This is a genomic window from Sulfurirhabdus autotrophica, assembly GCF_004346685.1.
Classification (GTDB): domain Bacteria; phylum Pseudomonadota; class Gammaproteobacteria; order Burkholderiales; family SMCO01; genus Sulfurirhabdus; species Sulfurirhabdus autotrophica.
The window spans coordinates 104,452-122,394 of sequence record NZ_SMCO01000008.1; the positions used below are offsets into that span (position 1 = coordinate 104,452).

Genomic DNA, 17,943 nt, shown 5'->3' on the forward strand with positions numbered 1-17,943 from the left:
AACACCTATAGCTATCGAGGCACTACATGATTGTTCCACAATATTGGGCTGAGAGCCGTACTAAGCATCGGAAACAGGGAAAGCAAATCACTGCGCATCGTTTTGGCTGGTCTGACACCAGCCAGGAAGAAGCTCAGGCCAACGCAGATAGCCGTGCACAAGAAGCACTCAAAAGATTAATCTCCGGTGAAAAATTAGTTCGCAGAGAACCGAAAACTCCCTACAACGGAGCTGAAGGCGTACCGATTCGTGAAGAGATTGTCAGCCGTCACGGCGAGACCATTATTACAAGAAACGCATACGGTGCAAGATGCCTGAACACGCCTGACGTGTTTTTTGCCGATATTGATTTTCAAAATAAACCGTCAACGCGGTCTACATTAAATGTTTATACAATTCTGCTAGGTGCTGCAGCGGTTATCTGGTGGTTTACACAATCCAAAGTGCTTGGCATTTCCCTGCTGGTTTCTGCAATTTTATTCAGCAGTTATATCTCCAATGCTTTTTACCGAGCGATGCTACTGGCAAAGGGTGGTGCGGAGCGTGTTGCACGCAATCGCATAAGCCATTTTTTAGAACAACACCCAGCATGGAACATGCGTGTTTATCGCACCCCGGCAGGCATGCGCGTGATGGCTACCCATCAAACTTTTAATCCTGGCGATCCTGCCGTAACAGCATGTTTTAATGCGTTGGGCACTGATCCTATTTATATGGCGATGTGTCTGAATCAGCAATGCTTTCGTGCGCGCGTCAGCGCAAAACCTTGGCGCATAGGCGTCGATCAGCACATAAAACCCCGCCCGGGAACATGGCCTGTCACCCCAGAGCGTTTGCCAGATAGAAACGCCTGGATCCAAACATACGAAACTGCGGCCGAGTCGTTTGCCGCTTGCACCCTGATTGAAACGATAGGCAGTGGCGTCACGCATCCTGACGCAAAACTCGTGCAGGAGTTACACGACAAACTATGCAAGGCAACCAGTCAATTGCCCATCGCTTGAGCATTGCACAAATGAACATTAATAGCAGGTTATTTCACCAGATAAACACGCGTATATCACACGATAATCAGATGCACTTTCAATGACAATTACTTAAAGAGCAATGCACATTACGAAAATTTAATGTGACGCGGGATATGACTTTCAAGTCTTTTGCACTTTTACTACAGATCTTCTCTTATCCCAGCAATACCGCCAAAATCAGAAAATTCAAGGCATACCGAGCCTGTCTTAATTAATCAAAACTTTTACAACTTGTCTTGACAGTCGTTTTCGCTGAACTATATTGATTTTTAGATGAATCAGACGACTCATCCAATGAGGCACGAACATTCCGTGGCGTCTTAACTTTCAATTTTTTTGGAGGACGAAACAATGCCAAGTCCAGGACAAGAATTATCCAGTATCGACTTCGAATCGATGATAGGCGGGCCTTTAGTCGCGGTAATCAACGCGCAAGCCTAGGCAGCAATGTCAACCGTCAATTTTATTAAAGAAGTTGGTTTTAAAAAGCCCAGTGCAGAGCAAGATGCAGGCGGCGACACATCTACAGAAGAGCCGATATACGTCAGTTTCAAATACCCTAAAGAACTGAGTCCGTACGTCCCGGCTGTTCCGGCAAATCCATCTGCAACGCCACCGGTTGCGGCTTCTCCTGCAGTACCGGCCGTTTATGAGACTCAGGAGTTAAAAGTACCTATCCTGACGATTTTACCGATTCCATTTATTCGTATTGAGTTGGCAACTGTAGATTTCAACGCAAAAATCAATTCGATTGAGTACCGTAAAACCAATACTGATCTCAAGGTTAACGCATCACTGGAAGCAAAAGCCGGTTGGCTTTGGGGCTCTGCAAAACTCAAGGTATCAACCTCTTTCCAACGCACGACCCAGGAAGGAAACTCTGTCAATCGCACCTACTCTATGGCAGTCCATGTAAAGGCTGTACAAGATGAAATGCCTGCGGGTATGGAGAAGATGCTGGGAATACTGGAAAGCGCGATCACTTCTACTCCGGTAGCAGCGGCATAAAGTTTGTTTGCTTAATTAATCGATTTTAAGGCCTGTGGAGTAGTCATGCCAAAATTAGGTGATTATTTAGGGCATATTTTGTCTGAAATAACAGTGGCAAGAATGCATGCCGATATTGAATCTGTACGGGTGGCCGAGCTATATGCCGACCACCCATTATTGAAAAACATGCCTGTTCCCCGCTTCCGCATGCCTGATATCGATATCGACGTTCCAGTTGTCGTAAAGGAAATGGAGGAGCCTTCAGGTGGCGTATCTTCCCACGGCATTCCGCCTGTCGCAGACATGCGAAAAGTATTTGATAAAGCACTTTCTTCCGTGTTGGCTGAAAACCGTATCAACTTAACCGATGCCGTCAGAAGCAAGCTTAATACGATACTGGATCAAAGGGTAACGGCACTTACTCGCCCTTCTGAAACGGCAATTGATACAGGGCGTGTTTCACGTGATTTCATTAGTGTTTCCATGAAGACTTTGAGTACTGTTATGAAACCAGAAAAACAAGCAGAACTGGAGGCCCGGCTCAATGATGTACTACGTGTTGAATTGATCAAAATTCGAAAACCACCGGCACGTCTGAATGTGCTGGTTACGACAGCAGAAATTCGTGAGGCAGGCCCCTCTGAGGTCATTACGCACTTGCGCTTGAAAATTTCAGAAGAGGCCTTTGAATGGACAACCATCGAATCGGACGAAGGCAAAGATGATCGTTTAATCATCGAGTAACTTAATATGCTACGCATTGTCAATATTGAAGAAATTCAGAACATGCTGAGCAGCATTTCAGGGCTGGTTGATCTGCAGCAACGGCGCGATGCCAATTTCGATGACAAGGTTAAATTGTGGTTAGCGAAACTTGAAAAAATGCTTGAAAGAAATCGCATAATGCAAGTGGGCGAAGTGGCTACTTTACGAGGTTTAATTCTTTCAGCAGAAAATGGGATTACCCCTCCCGGCATAGAGATACATGGCAACTCAACCAAACGAAAAATAATTGAAGCTGCAGTCACCTTTTCCCTTCGTCAGGCAAGCAGCGTGGTGTCGACAATTCTGCAAAAAGAGGTGGACAGGATATCTGATGCTGAACGTATGATGCGCCAGATCATTGCAATGGCCAAGTCTAAAGGACTTATTCCGGAAATTCCCGAAGCCAGCGATCATACTGAAGTGCTTAAATTCATCTGGCGTACACTTTCTGCCAATCCTGAAATAGCCCCTGGAACAACCAATGTGGAGGGTCTTGTTGGTCCCCATGATGCGCTTATTATTCTTGACCGTATCATTGCAAGCGATCTTCAAACGACAAAGCTTCACCTGGAATCATGACCTGTATACAGGAAGAAAGAGCAATACAATGCCTTTACAAGTAAATGTAAATACCGGCACTACGCCCTCCCCCCAGATTGTTGCAGCGAATACAGTGGTGGAACGTGCGCGCTCAATTGGCGATCCAAATGCATCCCGGGCGTTGGCTGTTACGATACCCGTTTGCAGAGTAGACCAGACTAAGCTGGAATATGAACAGCGGCGCAACGCAGGTCAGGTTGAGTTTCGCTTCAAGACTGGCATTCTTCAGCTGACATTGCGACAATCCATTTTCATCGCAAACAATATCTCCGGTTGCGCGCAAGATATCTGGGCTGAACACGAACAGGATCATGCCACTGACAATCAGCAAATCATGAGCAGGATGGAGCGCGCTATCAGAGCACATCGCGATTTGCAGAGCATTCTCATTTCACCCATTTGGCGCCCACGCAGGGCATTCAATACCGTGCAGGATACAATTCAGTCGACTGTTGGTAGCATTTTCATGGAATTTACAACTGAGGCAGTACGAAGCCGCGACACCACTGCCGTCTACTCTGCCGTACGTGACCGAATTCGCCGTCAATGCAATCCTTAAACAAACTCATTAAAGTCTGCCAGAATCCAAGGTTTACCTTATAGGCCAACAGGACTTCGGCGACTCTTATCTCAGAATCATGGACACCAACTATCTCATTCCCACAACTACAGATACCTGTTTGATTCATTTAAAGATTGATTTGACAGCCACAGCATCATGCCCGACAATTCTGTGCTGAAAGCTAATTAAGATCAACAATCATCATTCAACCCTGATGCACTGACTTCGGGGAATAAGCCACATCGATCTATTCGCTTAAACAACAGAATGCCAGGAACCCCGACAAAATGATCAAATCTCCATCACCTATTCGCAAAGTTATTTTATTCAGTTTGGCGAGTTTAGCCTGTGGATTGTCATATGATGCAACCGCTTCAGGTTTTGCCTTGATTGAAGACAGTGGAAGCGGCTTGGGAAATGCTTTTGCGGGAGGTGCAGCCAGTGCTGAAGGGGCCAGTACGATTTATTACAATCCCGCCGGTCTGGTGCTGCTTGACCAGCAGCAGTTGGTGTTAGTCGCACACGCTATCAGACCTACAATCAAATTTACTGATCAAGGCTCTTCTAATGCGCCTCGGCCCGTTGGCGGCAACGGAGGAGATATGAAAGATATCACCCTTGTGCCCAATTTCTATTATGCAGTGCCTGTTAGCCCGGCCCTGAGATTAGGTATTGGCATTAATGCGCCTTTTGGGCTGAAAACAGATTACGACCCAGCCTGGGCAGGTCGTTTTCAGGCGGTCAAGTCTGAATTAAAAACCGTTAATGTCAATCCTGCTATCTCATACAAAGTGAATGACCAGCTTGCCATCGGTGGGGGTATCAATTACCAGCATATTCAGGCCGAACTGACAAGCGCTGTCAATCTGGGTGTCTCAGAAGGTTACAGCACGATGAAGGGTAATGATTATGCATGGGGTTACAATATGGGGGCACTCTTCCAAGCATCCCCGCAAACACGCATTGGTGCAAGCTATCGCTCACGTATCCGGTATCAACTCTCTGGTGACATTACTTTTACGGGCGTACCAAAGCCAAATGGCCCCGTTACAGCCGATTTAACGGTGCCTGATACTTTGTCTCTCAGCATTTTTCATCAAATAAACCCTGAGTGGGATGTGATGGCTGACCTGACATGGACAGGCTGGAGCAGTTTTGACAAGCTGACAGTGGTGAGAACCACTGGTGAAGTAGTCAGCAGCACGGATGAAAACTGGCGCAATACTTTACGTCCCAGCATCGGTATGAATTATCACTACAGTAAAAATGTTACTTTACGCAGTGGTGTTGCGTTCGATCAGAGCCCGGTTCGTGCCGAATATCGCACTGCCAGAATCCCTGATAGCGATCGCACTTGGCTGAGTTTTGGGGTGAAGTTTAATGTTTCTGCGCAAGGTGCTGTCGATATAGGTTACGCACATATTTTCATGAAGGATGCAAATATCAACAGGATAGAAACACCCACGCCTTTGCCATCTTCGGCACTCAAGGGCAACTATAGCAATTCCGTTGATATTCTGAGTCTGCAATATACGCATAATTTTTGATCCATAATGACTTAATTTGATTTCGGCTACACATGACACAAACAGAAAAAGCAGGAGGAAGCACAACTAGCCAATTGCTAGCTAAAATGCCGGAAGGTAAAAAAATTCGCGCTGTATTCGGGCGAGATCGCGAGTTTGAACAATCCCTGGTTCGTGTAGTTATCAGCTTACTCGTCCTGGCCTATTTATCCTGGAGCTGGTCTGAAGGGCAGCTGGTTAATCACGTCGGCGCTGTACTCTTCTGGAGCATTTCCTACTTTTCGTTTGCCGTTCTGCTAGCTGTCTGGATTTTCCTGCGTCCTGAGACCATGAACTCTCGTCGCATCATCGGCACTATTTCAGACATGGTGTCTATCACCTTCGCCATGAGCATGGGTGATCAGGTAGGTGCCGCATTGTATGGTGGCTACCTATGGGTAGTCATTGCCAATGGTTTCCGGTATGGACGGGCAGCGTTGTTTCAAACCCAGTTCATGTCTATCATCGGATTTATCTTTGTTCGCTTTTATAGCAAATTCTGGATGAACCAGTCACTTATGTGGGCGGGGCTGATGGTCTGGATGATTCTGCTTCCGGTCTACGTTTCGCTACTTCTTAAGAGGCTTGAACAAGCTCGTCAGAGCGCCGAACATGGCAATCAGGCAAAGAGCCAGTTTCTTGCCAATATGAGTCATGAAATCAGAACACCGTTAACAGCCATTATTGGTTTCTCGGAGTCATTACTCAACAGCCAGCAATCCATGTCGGATCGTATGGCCTCTATCTATACAATCATTCGAAATGGTAAACATTTACTTCAAATCATCAATGATATTCTGGATATCTCCAAAATAGAAGCGGGCAAACTGGATACAGAACAAATTGAAGTTTCTCCGTTCAATGTACTCTCAGATATTCAAACCATGGCTCATCTTCAGGCTGAAGAGAAAGGCCTGATTTTTGCTATAGAATATATTTTTCCTCTACCAAAAATGATCATTTCTGATCCGGTACGACTGAAGCAGATACTGCTCAACCTTTGCAGTAACGCAATCAAATTTACCGAAAAAGGACGCGTGACTGTCCGGGTTGGCTTGGACCCTTTAAACGAACAGATGCAATTTGACGTCATAGATAGTGGTATTGGTATGACTGATGAGCAACAGGAAAAATTGTTTGCTCGTTTTACCCAGGCTGATTCCAGCATCACCAGGAAATTTGGTGGTACGGGCTTGGGGTTGCATCTTTCCCGCCAATTGGCAGAAAAGCTGGGGGGCAATATTACCCTTGTGAGTCAGGCTGGCTCTGGCACAACCTTTACCCTCAGAATCAGCACTGGGCCACTCAAAAATGTTCAGTATGCCTACGATATTTCAGAAATTGCAGAGCATAAAACACGCCAGATTGCGCCACAACTGGCCAGACTGACTGGCAGCGTTCTGCTGGCTGAAGACAACCCGGACAATCAACGTCTCGTCAGCATGTACATCAAAAGAACAGGCGCAAATCACACCATTGCCGATCATGGGCTCGATGCAGTGCACAAAGCCTTGTCCGGCAAATTTGACCTTATTCTGATGGATATGCAGATGCCGGTGATGGATGGTGTTAAAGCAACCGAAGTGTTACGCGAAAAAGGGTATACAGGACCAATCGTCGCACTCACTGCAAATGCGATGCAGGAAGATAAAGACCGTTGCATTGCAGCCGGATGCAACGATTTCCTCACTAAGCCGCTAAATCTTGAACACTTTTATCAAATATTGGAAAAGTATCTCAAAGTGTCTGATGTGACTGGGCAACAGATACCCCCTATTTCATCCGAATTACTGAGTCAGGGGCCCGAGTTTGCTGAACTTGTGCATTCATTTATACAGCGCCTTCCCTCTATGGTAGAAAACATTCGAAATGCGTTTAACCAGTTAGACTGGACCACGATGAAAGAGCTGGTTCACGATTTAAAAGGTGTCAGTGGCGGTATGGGCTACCCACAACTCATGGATCATGCGCGTTCCATGGAAATGGAAATAATCAAGAATGACCACGAAGCAGTCACACACCAACTCAATAGCCTCGATTTGCTTTGCGAACAAATCCAAGTGGGCGCCAAACAGGATTTGAGTGGCTTGGTTGCTGGCGGCAACTAAGGAAAAATAACGACATCCGCTCCCGGTTCCCACGGTTTGTATTTTTGCATCACAGAGACAAACAGCGATGATTCAATCTGGAATGCCAGCCATTGCTGCAGGCGAGGACAAGGCGTTTTTTCGAACCATTCCTCATCCACATGGGCAAACTGACGGACAAATGGAAATAATGCAATATCTGCCAATGTAATACGGTCTGATAATAAATAATGATTTGTCTTCAAACAGTTTTCCAGGCTCATCAAAAATACTTCGCCTTGACCTCGGTAGTACTCCATGGGGTGCTCTGGATATCTGTCAGCATACTTGTAACGATCCAGAATTTTTTTAAACGCCTGATCATTTTCCTGAATCAAACGATGGGTCTGTTCAAACAATGCCGTATCGCTTCCGCCTGTCCAGTTGTCCGGATCATTTTCTGCCAGTGCCCACTGCATGATTTCGACACTTTGTTCTATCACTCGCCCTTCTGGCAGTATAAGCACAGGAACGGTTCCTTTTGGTGACTGAGCCAGGAGTAATTCCGGCTTGTTGCGCAGCACCACTTCGCGTAGCGCTACTGATACACCACTATAGCTGATGGCCATTCGTGCCCGCATCGCATAGGGGCAACGACGGAATGAATACAATACCGGGAGAGCACCTGCCATTGCCTGAGTCATGCGCAGCCTGCTTGTCCTGGGTGAGTAATGGCATTTGTTACAGGGATTTCTGTCTGAACATCAAATTGCAGGCAACTGTGCGCATGACGCAGTGAAGATTCGACTGCATCCGGGCTGATACCGCTAGCGAAAATAAACCCCAGATAACTCGCCCCTTCTGGCGATGGTGAGACTATCTGGCCTGCACTGGCGGTAATTTTTATGTCACTGATACCGGGAACCTGCCGTGCTTCATCCAGATGATGCACACTTTTCAAAATACCGCGCTTGGGAATCGGAATCATCATGACCCCTGTTGCTTCAGCTTGCCACACCTTCGGCAATGGCATGTTCAGGGCGTGACGCAAAATCAGTTCTTCCAGGCTCATGCCCAGCGCGTGTTGTAACATCCTGCCGCACAAACCGCCTATTGAACGTGTGGCAATTTCCAGCAACCATACACCTTGTTCGTTCAGGCGCATTTCCGCATGAATCGGACCGCTTACTATTCCGGCCAGCTGACAGGCCTGCTGAACAGTATGAGCAATTTCATCCTGTTTAGCCTGCGAAAGTTGTGGTGGCGTGATATAAATGCTTTCTTCAAAATAAGGGCCATCCAGTGGGTCTGGTTTATCAAACAAAGCCAGAACACGCAGCTCCCCTTTTTCCAGCAATCCTTCTAATGCATATTCGTGACCTGGGATAAACCGTTCCACAATCAACCCCAATTGTGCGCCGTCCCGGTCTGCTTTCTCCTGAATACGATTTACCCATTTCACTGCTTGTGTAAATGCTTCCTGCGTATCAGCCCGAACAACTCCACGACTGGAAGAAAGTCGTCGCGCTTTAACCACAACAGGAAAAGAAAGCGAACAAGCCTGCTCAGGCTGAGTTTCAGAGGTGAGATGATAAAATTCAGGACAATGCAGCCCGCCATTGCGCAACAAACGGCGGAACGCCAACTTGTCACGCATCAACCATACTCCGGCGGGTGGATTTCCCGGCAACTGCAAACGCTCGCTCAACAGGGCTGCCAATTCCAGTCCGCTATCATCCACTGCCAGCACGGCATCCGGTTTGCGGCCTAAAGACTCCATGACCTGATGAACCGCAATTTCAGGCTGATCGAAAGGCACTGAGCTGATAGGACTCATTCCCCAGCCAGGGGCTAGCCTGTGACAGTAATCGGCAGCGCTGATGATTTCTACATCGAGTTTTTTTGCAGCGGCAATAAAGTCTTCGTTACGATAACTGCTGGCTGGCAGCAATAACAAAATTCGTTTCATGATTCAGCTTTAAAAGCTCTGCAGTTGTTGCTCTGTCGGTTCGGCACAGCAGTACCAGGGTTCAGAAAGATGCGCGATCGTTTCGCCAAACTCAGCTTTTGTCAGCGGAGGAACAGCAATACCTAGCGCCTCGTGTGTGAGTTGCCATATTTGTGCAAAAATTTCACTACGCGGCATTTCCGCTTCTTCACCTTTAGCTGCGCACACCTGCAAAGCCTGCTGCAAAACATCCACACGCGGGTCCTGATGCTGCCACGGATAGCCCAGTAATTTGGCATCAAATGGCTTGATCATTTGCATAAAGCCCGGCAATTGAAGCAGATAAGAACCTTCCGGGATCAATAAGCGAATACAGAGCTGGATAGGCGGCACGGCCTCCACCAGCTTCAAACGTAATAAAGTACTTAGCAGGTCTAAATAGCCTTCCAGTGTTGTCCAGGGCGTAAATGGCACAAACGTAGGCGCCATGAATATCCCTGACTCGCGACATAATTCCAGCGCACGCTCAAAGTCTGCGCGGGTATGATTTTTAGCCAGATAATCCAACACTTTTTCATCTACCGACTCAACTGCAGCCGTAATAAACAGGCAACCTGCTCCCCTCAGCTTGGGCAGCAATTCAGCATGTTCAATAATATGCTGAATCTTGATGGTGGCATCAAAACTCACATTGGGGAATTTGGTATGCATCGCCGTAATCACTTTCATGGCATGGGTAGGGCCATTGAAAAAATCCGGATCACCAAAAGATATATGCCCTGCACCAGCCTGCACCTGCTGCAGTATATCTGCCATCACCACATCAACCGGCACAATGCGAAACTTGCCCTGATAGACCGGCACTACCGGACAATGGCGGCATAAGTGTTTGCATCCACGGCTTGCTTCGATAAAGCCCAGCATTTTTTTCCCACCATCCGGCAATATCAAATGCGCATAACGATGCAAGCGGGGCAAACCGGAACGATCCGGCGTCATAAATTCAATTTTAGACAGATTAACAACAGGCTCGGTTTGCACGTCACATGCCTCGCCCGCACGCAACCGCTGCGCCAGACTGAGTAACGCCGGTTCACACTCTCCACCCAGAATGGTTTTCACACCCAAACCGCGCAACAGCGCTTCATTCATGGGTGCATACAAACCATATACGCATAAATGCGCTTCAGGCAATAGCTCACGAATACGGGGTATTGCCTCAACGGCAATACGTGTGGCGGTATGCATACCCACATACAACGCCACCAATTTCGCCCCAACCAGAAATGACGGATCGAGTTTTTGCAAGGAAAGATCAATGCACTGAACGTTAAACCCGTCTTGCTTCAGCCAGGCAGCAGGTTCGGCCAACGCAAAAGGCTGCCTTCCCAATTCATACGGATTAATCAGCACCACTTTAAACATGGTCGCCGGGTCTACCCAGATCATTTCATCTGCGCTATCTAATTCACAGGAACTGTTGTTATCCATAAAATGTCATTTCGATTTTGGACGCGCCTGAAATGCGCCTATTACAGCTTCCCTGCTTGCGCCTGCTTCTTCCATACGCTTTAAATACTCTTGCCACATTTCTTCCTGATGCATACCCAGCTTGTAGAAATAATCCCAGGAATAAATACCACTATCGTGGCCATCAGAGAAAATCAGCACCACAGCGTACGCACCCACTGGCTCAACATTGACGATTTCCACATTTTTCTTGCCGATTTGCAGTACTTCTTGCCCGTGGCCATGCCCTCGGACTTCAGCTGAAGGGGAGTGGACACGCAAAAACTCGTAAGGCAACTCGAAACGCTTCCCATCTGCAAATGAAATTTCCAGCACACGGGATTTCTGATGCAACTTGAGCTCAAGCGGCGTAGGGGTGGACTTATCTAAACCTGCCATGAAAATTCCTTATCTTGATAAACAATTCTGCTTCACAGTATACGCGGTTCCCTATTGGGTATACGTATTCAACCTAGAAACCTCAGTTAACCGCTAAACTTAACATTTAACCAAATAATTCTAATAGAATTTTAATAATTCCCCGGTTCACCCGGTTAGTCAGACCGCTATGGGTTGGATTGCACAGTTTTCGCAGCATAGGTCAGCGTTGCAACTCCTTGAAATGGAATGACCATTCTGCGTCATTGCGCCTTGCCCTGCGCTCCAAAAAAAGCAAACTCCAACCCATCCAACTAAGGTTTCTAGATTCAATGAGACAGTATAAACCGTCAATTGTTACAAAAATCAATGAGAAATTCCACATCAGGAATTCACAGATGTGAAAATCCATTAGCAATTTGTTGATATGGCGGATTAACTTAATATCCGTCAATGATGAAGTGGGTGTTGGATAACCAATATCTGAACAGGTTGCCTTGCAGATATTGGTTAATGAGGGAAAAAACGCTACTTATTAATGCTGGAACTTACCGTCTTTACCAATGATCGTAATGTCCACAAAATTAGAAGCATTATGATCTGTTGGAGAATAATCAACATAGAACCCGCTCATTTCATGCTTGCTCATGGACTCCATGGCAATAATCAACTTCTCGCGGGTAAGGTCTTTTCCAGCTCGTTTCATACCTTCCACCAATACTTTTGCTGCAATAAAACCTTCCAGACTGGTAAATGAATAACCACTCTGAGAGAATTGCTTCATGCCTTCCTGATACTCTTTCACAATGGCATTAGCTGTATTCCATGGGAAAGGCACTACTTGAGAAACGGCAACGCCACGACCATCCGCACCCAGTTCGGCTGCCAGTGCGCGGCTACCAACAAATGACACATTAAAGAATTGCACAGAGTTCATCCCTGCTTTCTTAGACTGGCGAATGTATTCTGCACACGCTTTGTATGCGCCAATCATGACTACAGCCTGTGGATTGGATTTGGCGATAGTATTAACCGCAGTGGAGACATCCGTAGTGTTACGCTCAAAAGTTCCAGTTGAAATAATTTTCAGGTTTCGGCGGTTCATGGCCTGCTCAACGCCTGTCAAACCGGCTTTACCGTAAGCATCATTCTGGTAGAAAACTGCAATATTTTTCATACCCAGAGAAGTAAGCTGGCGAACAATTTTCTCGGTTTCATCAAAATAGCTGGCACGGACATTCATGATGTAATGGTTCACGGGTGTGCGCAGTAATTCTGCACCGGTAAACGCACCAATAAAAGGCACTTTGGCCGCAGTAAAGATAGGAATCGCTTCCTTGCTAGTTGGTGTGCCAACGTAGCCAAACAAAGCCAGTACTTTTTCTTCATCAATCAGTTTTTTGGTGTTGGCAATAGTTCTTGCTGGTTCATAACCATCGTCCATGGATATCAGTTGAATCTTTCTGCCATTCACGCCACCTTTGCGATTAACAGACTCAAAATAAGCGTTAGCGCCATCGCGCATTTCGGTGCCTAGTTCAGAGGCTGGACCAGTAAGGGCCGCAGACTGTCCAAGCTTGATTGTGGAATCCGTTACACCAACTTCTGCAAAAGAAGTGTTACTCAGTGCGATGCACGAGAAAAAAATACTGGAAAAAAAACGTTTCATAAAAATCCTTCAAAATAATAAAAAATTTGCTTTAACCATCAACTTCATCATGTTTTATCAGCAGTAATGTATCTGTGTTCACCACTTTTTAACCGCATTCATAATTGATCGTGGGGCAACTCAAAAAATGTCTGATTTTGAGCGCATAAGAATAGCCAAAGTTTTTTAATGCAAGTACCATGCCATGAGCTCAACACCATGAATACAATTATATTTATTTTTATGGATTATTTTATATAGTAGATTAATGCTGAATAGGTGAACAAATTGACGAGAAACCAACTATCGTCACTTTGGGTCAAAGAAAATAATCACGAAGATAACAGTAACCAATTTATAAAAATAAATTATTTAACTTAAACAAACAATTCATCCGAAATTGAGTATAGTCAAAATCCTGATTTTCACCAGTTTCATCAAAACTCGATTAAAAGCACTCCTGTTCAAGATGAAAGCTTAGCTAAATTGACAATCAGGACAAATGTTGAAATAAAATCACAAAAAGAAGATTGAGCCTCAATTGCAAATGGCAATCGGTATCCCGAATTAATTTGGCAGCACTGTTACATTTCGCCAAACCAGAATGGTTTCAAGTGATACACAGGACAACTGTTTATTTGAATCAAGCTTTACGCTTTCAGTACATCCAGCGAAGAAAACCTCCCGCCTAATATCCGGCTGGCGCTCCCGCCCCACCATTTTTCAATCGCTGTAGCGTATAAACTGCGAAAATCTAAGCCATAGGATAAATTTCCCCCTTCCAATTGGGCAAGCTGAGGCCGAGTGCCGTATAACCCACCCTTGACACGTCCACCCAACATAAAATGCGCGTTGGCTGTTCCGTGGTCTGTACCGCCGCTCGCATTTTCCTTGGGGCGCCGGCCAAACTCCGCATAACTCATAATCAAGGTGGAGTCCCACCGATTAAGTTCTGTTAGCGCAGATTTAAACGCTACCAGCCCTTCCGCCATTTCTTTCAGCAAACGCGCCTGTGTACCTATTTGATTGCTATGTGTATCAAATCCATTATGCGTTACTTTCACCACTGCAATACCGGCATTGCCGGCCACTACCTGAGCGGCAGTTTTCAGCGCATTACTCAATTGCGACTTTGGGAATTCCGTTTTAAATGGAAAGTTAACGGTGATGTTGCTGGCTGCCTGTCTGATGTCACTTTCCACCTTCAACACATGCGCCAGCGCAGCATTAGGAACACTCCCTGCCATATCGCCCGCCTCCTTTGACTGCCGAAGAAATTGCTCTGTATTGGATAACACAACAGCACGGGTATTACCCCCTCCCATCGGTCCCAGCTCCTGACTACCCACTACAATACCGTCAGCTGCAAAACTTTGCGGCGGCGGGTATGCATCAAACACCCGGGACAACCATCCTTCCGGCAGATAATCTTTACTGCTGGAAGCGGTTTCCCAGATTTCAATGGAACGAAAATGAGAAAGATTCGGCTCTGGATAACCCACCCCCTGAATCACTGCCATTTCCCCACCCTGCCATAGTGGCATCATGGCCTGCAGTGAAGGATGCAACCCTGTCACACCATCCAGTTGCAGTACATGATCACGTGGGATAGCAATACGCGGCCGCAGACTATAATATTCGCTGTCACTATAGGGGATGACCGTATTCAACCCATCGTTTCCCCCTTTCAACTCAAGTAACACTAACAAATTACGATAATTTCCAGCAGGAGCAGCAGCGAACGCCAGATTACTGCTGTATGGGATCAAGGGGATCAACCCCAGTATTTTCAAAAATGCTCTGCGTTGCATGGCTCGCTCCTGAATCATTTGATCTGATAGGCTGGATCCAGCACCAGCTGCCGGATAAACTCCAGGTTGTTATTGAAAGGTTGTAACTTATTCACCGGCGTTGCTGCCAATAGCAGGCGCTCTGCCTGATCCTGACGCTGCATATCTGTGTCATTAAACTGAGCCATCCATACATCGCTGTCAAAATACATCGCTGTCAACCTTTGCTGCCCCCGCATAAAGTTCCTGTTTTGAGCTTTCAGCTGTGCTCGGCTTTCTTTTCTCATTTCCTGATCACGCATTAATCGCTCCAGAAATTGTTTGCGAATGAGCAATGTATTACTGTTAATCCAGCTATCCCCACCGGGCCAGCCTTTCACATTAGGCGGCCCAAATACATCCTGACCCAAACTACGTCCAACAAACAAAAACGGGCGCATATTTTCTGGCTGGATATCGAACTGCTGTAATGTACCAATAATAAATTCCACAGGAGATTTCACCAGAGTCGCACGATTCTGTTTTGCGTAGAATGCATCAGAAGTCAGCAGCGCGCGCATCAAAGCTTTAATGTCATATCCACTGGATCGAAACACACCCGCCAGACGTTTTACTTCTAATGGATCCGGTATTGGCGAGATAAATTCCAGCCACAATTTGCGCGTAATCAACTCGGCTGTTCGCGGCTGTGCCAGCAGGATATCCAGCACTGCATCACCATCAAACCTGCCGCTCTGCCCCAGCACCACTTTTATCCCGTCATCGTGTAAACGCAGATAATTTCTGAACTGCCCGCTATCCCGATCCAGACTCCATCCGGTAAATGCGCGGGCAGCTTCCTTCACATCCTGTTCGCTGTAACCGCCTTCACCCAAAGTGAATAGCTCCATCACCTCTCGAGCAAAATTTTCATTAGGTTGGTTTTTTCGATTTGAAACATTATCCAGATAAATAATCATGGCCGGATCTATTGATATGGCATGCAGCAAATCGCCAAAATTACCCAGCGCATATTTTCTCAACAACACATTCTGCTGATACATGAGAACAGGAGATTTCACTTTTTGCTGACTGGACACAAAATGATTGTGCCAGAATAAAGTCATTTTTTCTGTTAACGGAGATGGAGTATCAAGCATCTCCTGATACCACCAGGCGCGCAAGTTAATACCTTGCAGCACCGCCTCTTTCAGCAAAGCTTTGCGTTCCTCTTCCGTTTTGTCTTTCAACCTTGAGAGTTGGAAGCCTTCACCTATACTATCCGGCACAGGTGTTTGGGCTTCAAGTCGAACACCATCAAGTAATTTGGTAACAGCCTGTTGCCGTGTCAGTCGAGCATATTCCTGCACCTCTGACTCACTGGCAGAAAATCCGGTGCGATTCAAAAGATGCCGCGCCTCGTCATAGCCCATACCAGCTGCACCAGCCACAGAAGATATCAGCAAAAAAACCGTCAAAACCAACCAACGCATTACATTTACCTCAAATGAGCACCGACATAAAAAAACCAGTTGTCTGTTACCAAACAACCGGAATCTATTCTGTTAACGTGGTCGCGAACGATGTTGTGTGACATGCTGTTGCGCACCAAAGTGATGATTCACAGCATACATGCCATAGCGTGAATCATGTCGCTCTGTGCTGTTAGATCTTCTCTCAGAATAATGATGGCTTACCTTTTGATGAATACCGTGATAATGACTATTCCCATGCCGAGATTCAAAATGTGCTCTATTCCCTGATCTAAGCTCGTAGGCTATCCGATTTTGATGCTGAATTGGATTTACATGATGATTATTGACTGCACCGTTCTGGTATTGCGTTTGGTAAGCCAATGATGCATTGGATAAAATAGCCAAGTAAAGCACAGAAACAGTAGCAAATATTTTTAACGTTTTCATCTTTACCTCCAATTTTAGGTGACATACCCACTCGAATTCTTTTCGAGTCAACCCTATCTTAGTTTCAAGATGTAAACCAAGTGTTGCCAGAAAAGCCTCAATTGTAAAAAAATGTTTCAGCTTAGGTATTTGAGATAGTATGAAAGTACTATATGATTAAGCCATTGGAATAATGACGGGGTTTCAATGACGATATCAATACATGCAATTGCGGATTGTTTTATTCTCGCTGTGGATCGATCCACAGGTGACAATATCAATACATTCAAACTTCAAAAACTGGTTTACTATGCACAGGTTTGGCACCTGGCACTGCATGGAGAGCCCTTGTTCAGCAATGATATTGAAGCCTGGGTGCATGGACCGGTGTGCATCGAGTTGCACCAGCGATTTCGTGATCAAAAAGATATCCCTATTGAACCCGACGCAATCATCACAGACATCAACCAGCTCGACAGCAATACCAGAGAATTCCTGGATGAAGTATGGGCTGTTTATGGTCAGTACTCAGTGGCTCGGCTGGAAAAAATGACCCACGAAGAATCCCCATGGCTAGAAGCAAGGGCAAAATTGCCTGCTGATATCCGAGGCTGCAATGTCATTAATCAGGAGTCAATGCGGAAATTCTATTCAAGCCGGATGACAGCAAGAAGGCGGATCAGGGAAAACTGACCATTCAATTGTACGTTAACCGCGGAGACGCCGAGGCGCAAAATTGAAGTGCCACATAAAATAAAACTATGATGATTTGTTATCTGGCGAGGCTGTTTACTATCACAAAGCTTTGGTTTTCTCCACTTAGCTGGGCTTTCTGCCTAATCAACCAGGATTATTGCCGCTGCTCTTCAAGCAAACAAACTCACTTTTTTTTCTTACGGTCATGCTTGCTCCAGTATTGAAACTCATCTTCATGAACCTCGATATCCACCTCCATCACTCTTGATTGGAGGCGTTCCTGAACATCAGAAACAGCCTTGTTATAAACAATGGGGCCAAGTTCTTCCAGCAAAAAATCAAGGAGTGCTTCAGCTGCAATATTACCAATTGGCTCCTCCATATTTTCTTCAAAATAACGCTGCATAGAAACAATGATTTCTTTCCGTATTCCTTTTGTGATTTCAATAGTCATGTCAGTGTGTAAAAAACAGTAAATGAAAAATTATATCTAACGCTTTTCTGGGGTCCAGCCAAAG

17 protein-coding genes are annotated in these 17,943 nt (G+C 45.9%); 8 read left to right on the forward strand and 9 right to left on the reverse strand.

Annotation, left to right across the window (positions count from 1 at the left end; genetic code table 11):
* Positions 1-26: 26 nt before the first annotated feature.
* The 7 genes from EDC63_RS09870 (at position 27) to EDC63_RS09900 (ending at position 7,618) form a co-directional block, all read left to right on the forward strand.
* Positions 27-1,004 (forward strand): hypothetical protein, encoded by a 978-nt coding sequence (locus EDC63_RS09870; protein WP_124946619.1) that lies wholly within the window; start codon positions 27-29, stop codon positions 1,002-1,004.
* A gap of 471 nt (positions 1,005-1,475) precedes the next feature.
* Positions 1,476-2,036 (forward strand): DUF2589 domain-containing protein, encoded by a 561-nt coding sequence (locus tag EDC63_RS09875; protein ID WP_223248292.1) that lies wholly within the window; start codon positions 1,476-1,478, stop codon positions 2,034-2,036.
* A 45-nt stretch (positions 2,037-2,081) separates the two neighbouring features.
* On the forward strand, positions 2,082-2,762 hold the full coding sequence (locus EDC63_RS09880; RefSeq protein ID WP_124946620.1) for a hypothetical protein: 681 nt from the start codon (positions 2,082-2,084) through the stop codon (positions 2,760-2,762).
* A gap of 6 nt (positions 2,763-2,768) precedes the next feature.
* Positions 2,769-3,362, forward strand: a complete 594-nt coding sequence (locus tag EDC63_RS09885; protein WP_124946621.1) for a hypothetical protein — start codon at positions 2,769-2,771, stop codon at positions 3,360-3,362.
* Between the two features lie 28 nt (positions 3,363-3,390).
* Complete coding sequence (locus EDC63_RS09890; protein ID WP_124946622.1) at positions 3,391-3,942, forward strand: hypothetical protein; 552 nt, start codon at positions 3,391-3,393, stop codon at positions 3,940-3,942.
* A gap of 290 nt (positions 3,943-4,232) precedes the next feature.
* Positions 4,233-5,492 carry an OmpP1/FadL family transporter gene (locus EDC63_RS09895; RefSeq protein WP_124946623.1) on the forward strand — a complete coding sequence of 420 codons (1,260 nt, stop codon included), beginning with the start codon at positions 4,233-4,235 and terminating at the stop codon, positions 5,490-5,492.
* A 32-nt stretch (positions 5,493-5,524) separates the two neighbouring features.
* Positions 5,525-7,618, forward strand: coding sequence for an ATP-binding protein (locus EDC63_RS09900; protein WP_124946624.1), 2,094 nt, complete (start codon positions 5,525-5,527; stop codon positions 7,616-7,618).
* Here the strand turns inward: EDC63_RS09900 and EDC63_RS09905 are convergent.
* From EDC63_RS09905 to EDC63_RS09940, 8 genes are all read right to left on the reverse strand, one after another.
* A complete protein-coding gene (locus EDC63_RS09905; protein ID WP_223248293.1) occupies positions 7,615-8,280 on the reverse strand; it encodes a glutathione S-transferase in 666 nt (221 codons plus the stop codon). The genes EDC63_RS09900 and EDC63_RS09905 overlap by 4 nt on opposite strands.
* Positions 8,277-9,545 (reverse strand): ATP-grasp domain-containing protein, encoded by a 1,269-nt coding sequence (locus EDC63_RS09910; protein WP_124946625.1) that lies wholly within the window; start codon positions 9,543-9,545, stop codon positions 8,277-8,279. The genes EDC63_RS09905 and EDC63_RS09910 overlap by 4 nt, the downstream gene beginning before the upstream one ends.
* A 9-nt stretch (positions 9,546-9,554) precedes the next feature.
* Positions 9,555-10,949, reverse strand: a complete 1,395-nt coding sequence (locus tag EDC63_RS09915) for a CUAEP/CCAEP-tail radical SAM (seleno)protein (protein WP_370685879.1) — start codon at positions 10,947-10,949, stop codon at positions 9,555-9,557.
* A 72-nt stretch (positions 10,950-11,021) separates the two neighbouring features.
* Positions 11,022-11,432, reverse strand: a complete 411-nt coding sequence (locus EDC63_RS09920; protein WP_124946626.1) for a gamma-butyrobetaine hydroxylase-like domain-containing protein — start codon at positions 11,430-11,432, stop codon at positions 11,022-11,024.
* Between the two features lie 514 nt (positions 11,433-11,946).
* Positions 11,947-13,080, reverse strand: a complete 1,134-nt coding sequence (locus EDC63_RS09925; RefSeq protein ID WP_124946627.1) for an ABC transporter substrate-binding protein — start codon at positions 13,078-13,080, stop codon at positions 11,947-11,949.
* A 629-nt stretch (positions 13,081-13,709) separates the two neighbouring features.
* Positions 13,710-14,870, reverse strand: coding sequence for a DUF1501 domain-containing protein (locus EDC63_RS09930; protein WP_124946628.1), 1,161 nt, complete (start codon positions 14,868-14,870; stop codon positions 13,710-13,712).
* A gap of 14 nt (positions 14,871-14,884) precedes the next feature.
* Positions 14,885-16,321, reverse strand: coding sequence for a DUF1800 domain-containing protein (locus EDC63_RS09935; protein ID WP_223248295.1), 1,437 nt, complete (start codon positions 16,319-16,321; stop codon positions 14,885-14,887).
* 72 nt (positions 16,322-16,393) lie between these two features.
* The gene (locus EDC63_RS09940; protein WP_124946629.1) at positions 16,394-16,750 is read right to left on the reverse strand and encodes a hypothetical protein; all 357 of its coding nucleotides are present in this window, start codon (positions 16,748-16,750) and stop codon (positions 16,394-16,396) included.
* 186 nt (positions 16,751-16,936) lie between these two features.
* Here EDC63_RS09940 and EDC63_RS09945 point away from each other — a divergent pair, with 186 nt between their 5' ends.
* The gene (locus EDC63_RS09945; protein ID WP_124946630.1) at positions 16,937-17,422 is read left to right on the forward strand and encodes a Panacea domain-containing protein; all 486 of its coding nucleotides are present in this window, start codon (positions 16,937-16,939) and stop codon (positions 17,420-17,422) included.
* 187 nt (positions 17,423-17,609) lie between these two features.
* Here EDC63_RS09945 and EDC63_RS09950 read toward each other — a convergent pair whose 3' ends face one another.
* The gene (locus EDC63_RS09950; RefSeq protein WP_124946631.1) at positions 17,610-17,879 is read right to left on the reverse strand and encodes a DUF2164 domain-containing protein; all 270 of its coding nucleotides are present in this window, start codon (positions 17,877-17,879) and stop codon (positions 17,610-17,612) included.
* Positions 17,880-17,943: the final 64 nt, after the last annotated feature.

Coding starts and splice junctions, on each gene's coding strand:
- EDC63_RS09870 (WP_124946619.1), top strand. CDS start 27: ATGATTGTTCCACAATATTGGGCTGAGAGCCGTACTAAGCATCGGAAA.
- EDC63_RS09875 (WP_223248292.1), top strand. CDS start 1,476: ATGTCAACCGTCAATTTTATTAAAGAAGTTGGTTTTAAAAAGCCCAGT.
- EDC63_RS09880 (WP_124946620.1), top strand. CDS start 2,082: ATGCCAAAATTAGGTGATTATTTAGGGCATATTTTGTCTGAAATAACA.
- EDC63_RS09885 (WP_124946621.1), top strand. CDS start 2,769: ATGCTACGCATTGTCAATATTGAAGAAATTCAGAACATGCTGAGCAGC.
- EDC63_RS09890 (WP_124946622.1), top strand. CDS start 3,391: ATGCCTTTACAAGTAAATGTAAATACCGGCACTACGCCCTCCCCCCAG.
- EDC63_RS09895 (WP_124946623.1), top strand. CDS start 4,233: ATGATCAAATCTCCATCACCTATTCGCAAAGTTATTTTATTCAGTTTG.
- EDC63_RS09900 (WP_124946624.1), top strand. CDS start 5,525: ATGACACAAACAGAAAAAGCAGGAGGAAGCACAACTAGCCAATTGCTA.
- EDC63_RS09905 (WP_223248293.1), bottom strand. CDS start 8,280: ATGACTCAGGCAATGGCAGGTGCTCTCCCGGTATTGTATTCATTCCGT.
- EDC63_RS09910 (WP_124946625.1), bottom strand. CDS start 9,545: ATGAAACGAATTTTGTTATTGCTGCCAGCCAGCAGTTATCGTAACGAA.
- EDC63_RS09915 (WP_370685879.1), bottom strand. CDS start 10,949: ATGTTTAAAGTGGTGCTGATTAATCCGTATGAATTGGGAAGGCAGCCT.
- EDC63_RS09920 (WP_124946626.1), bottom strand. CDS start 11,432: ATGGCAGGTTTAGATAAGTCCACCCCTACGCCGCTTGAGCTCAAGTTG.
- EDC63_RS09925 (WP_124946627.1), bottom strand. CDS start 13,080: ATGAAACGTTTTTTTTCCAGTATTTTTTTCTCGTGCATCGCACTGAGT.
- EDC63_RS09930 (WP_124946628.1), bottom strand. CDS start 14,870: ATGCAACGCAGAGCATTTTTGAAAATACTGGGGTTGATCCCCTTGATC.
- EDC63_RS09935 (WP_223248295.1), bottom strand. CDS start 16,321: ATGCGTTGGTTGGTTTTGACGGTTTTTTTGCTGATATCTTCTGTGGCT.
- EDC63_RS09940 (WP_124946629.1), bottom strand. CDS start 16,750: ATGAAAACGTTAAAAATATTTGCTACTGTTTCTGTGCTTTACTTGGCT.
- EDC63_RS09945 (WP_124946630.1), top strand. CDS start 16,937: ATGACGATATCAATACATGCAATTGCGGATTGTTTTATTCTCGCTGTG.
- EDC63_RS09950 (WP_124946631.1), bottom strand. CDS start 17,879: ATGACTATTGAAATCACAAAAGGAATACGGAAAGAAATCATTGTTTCT.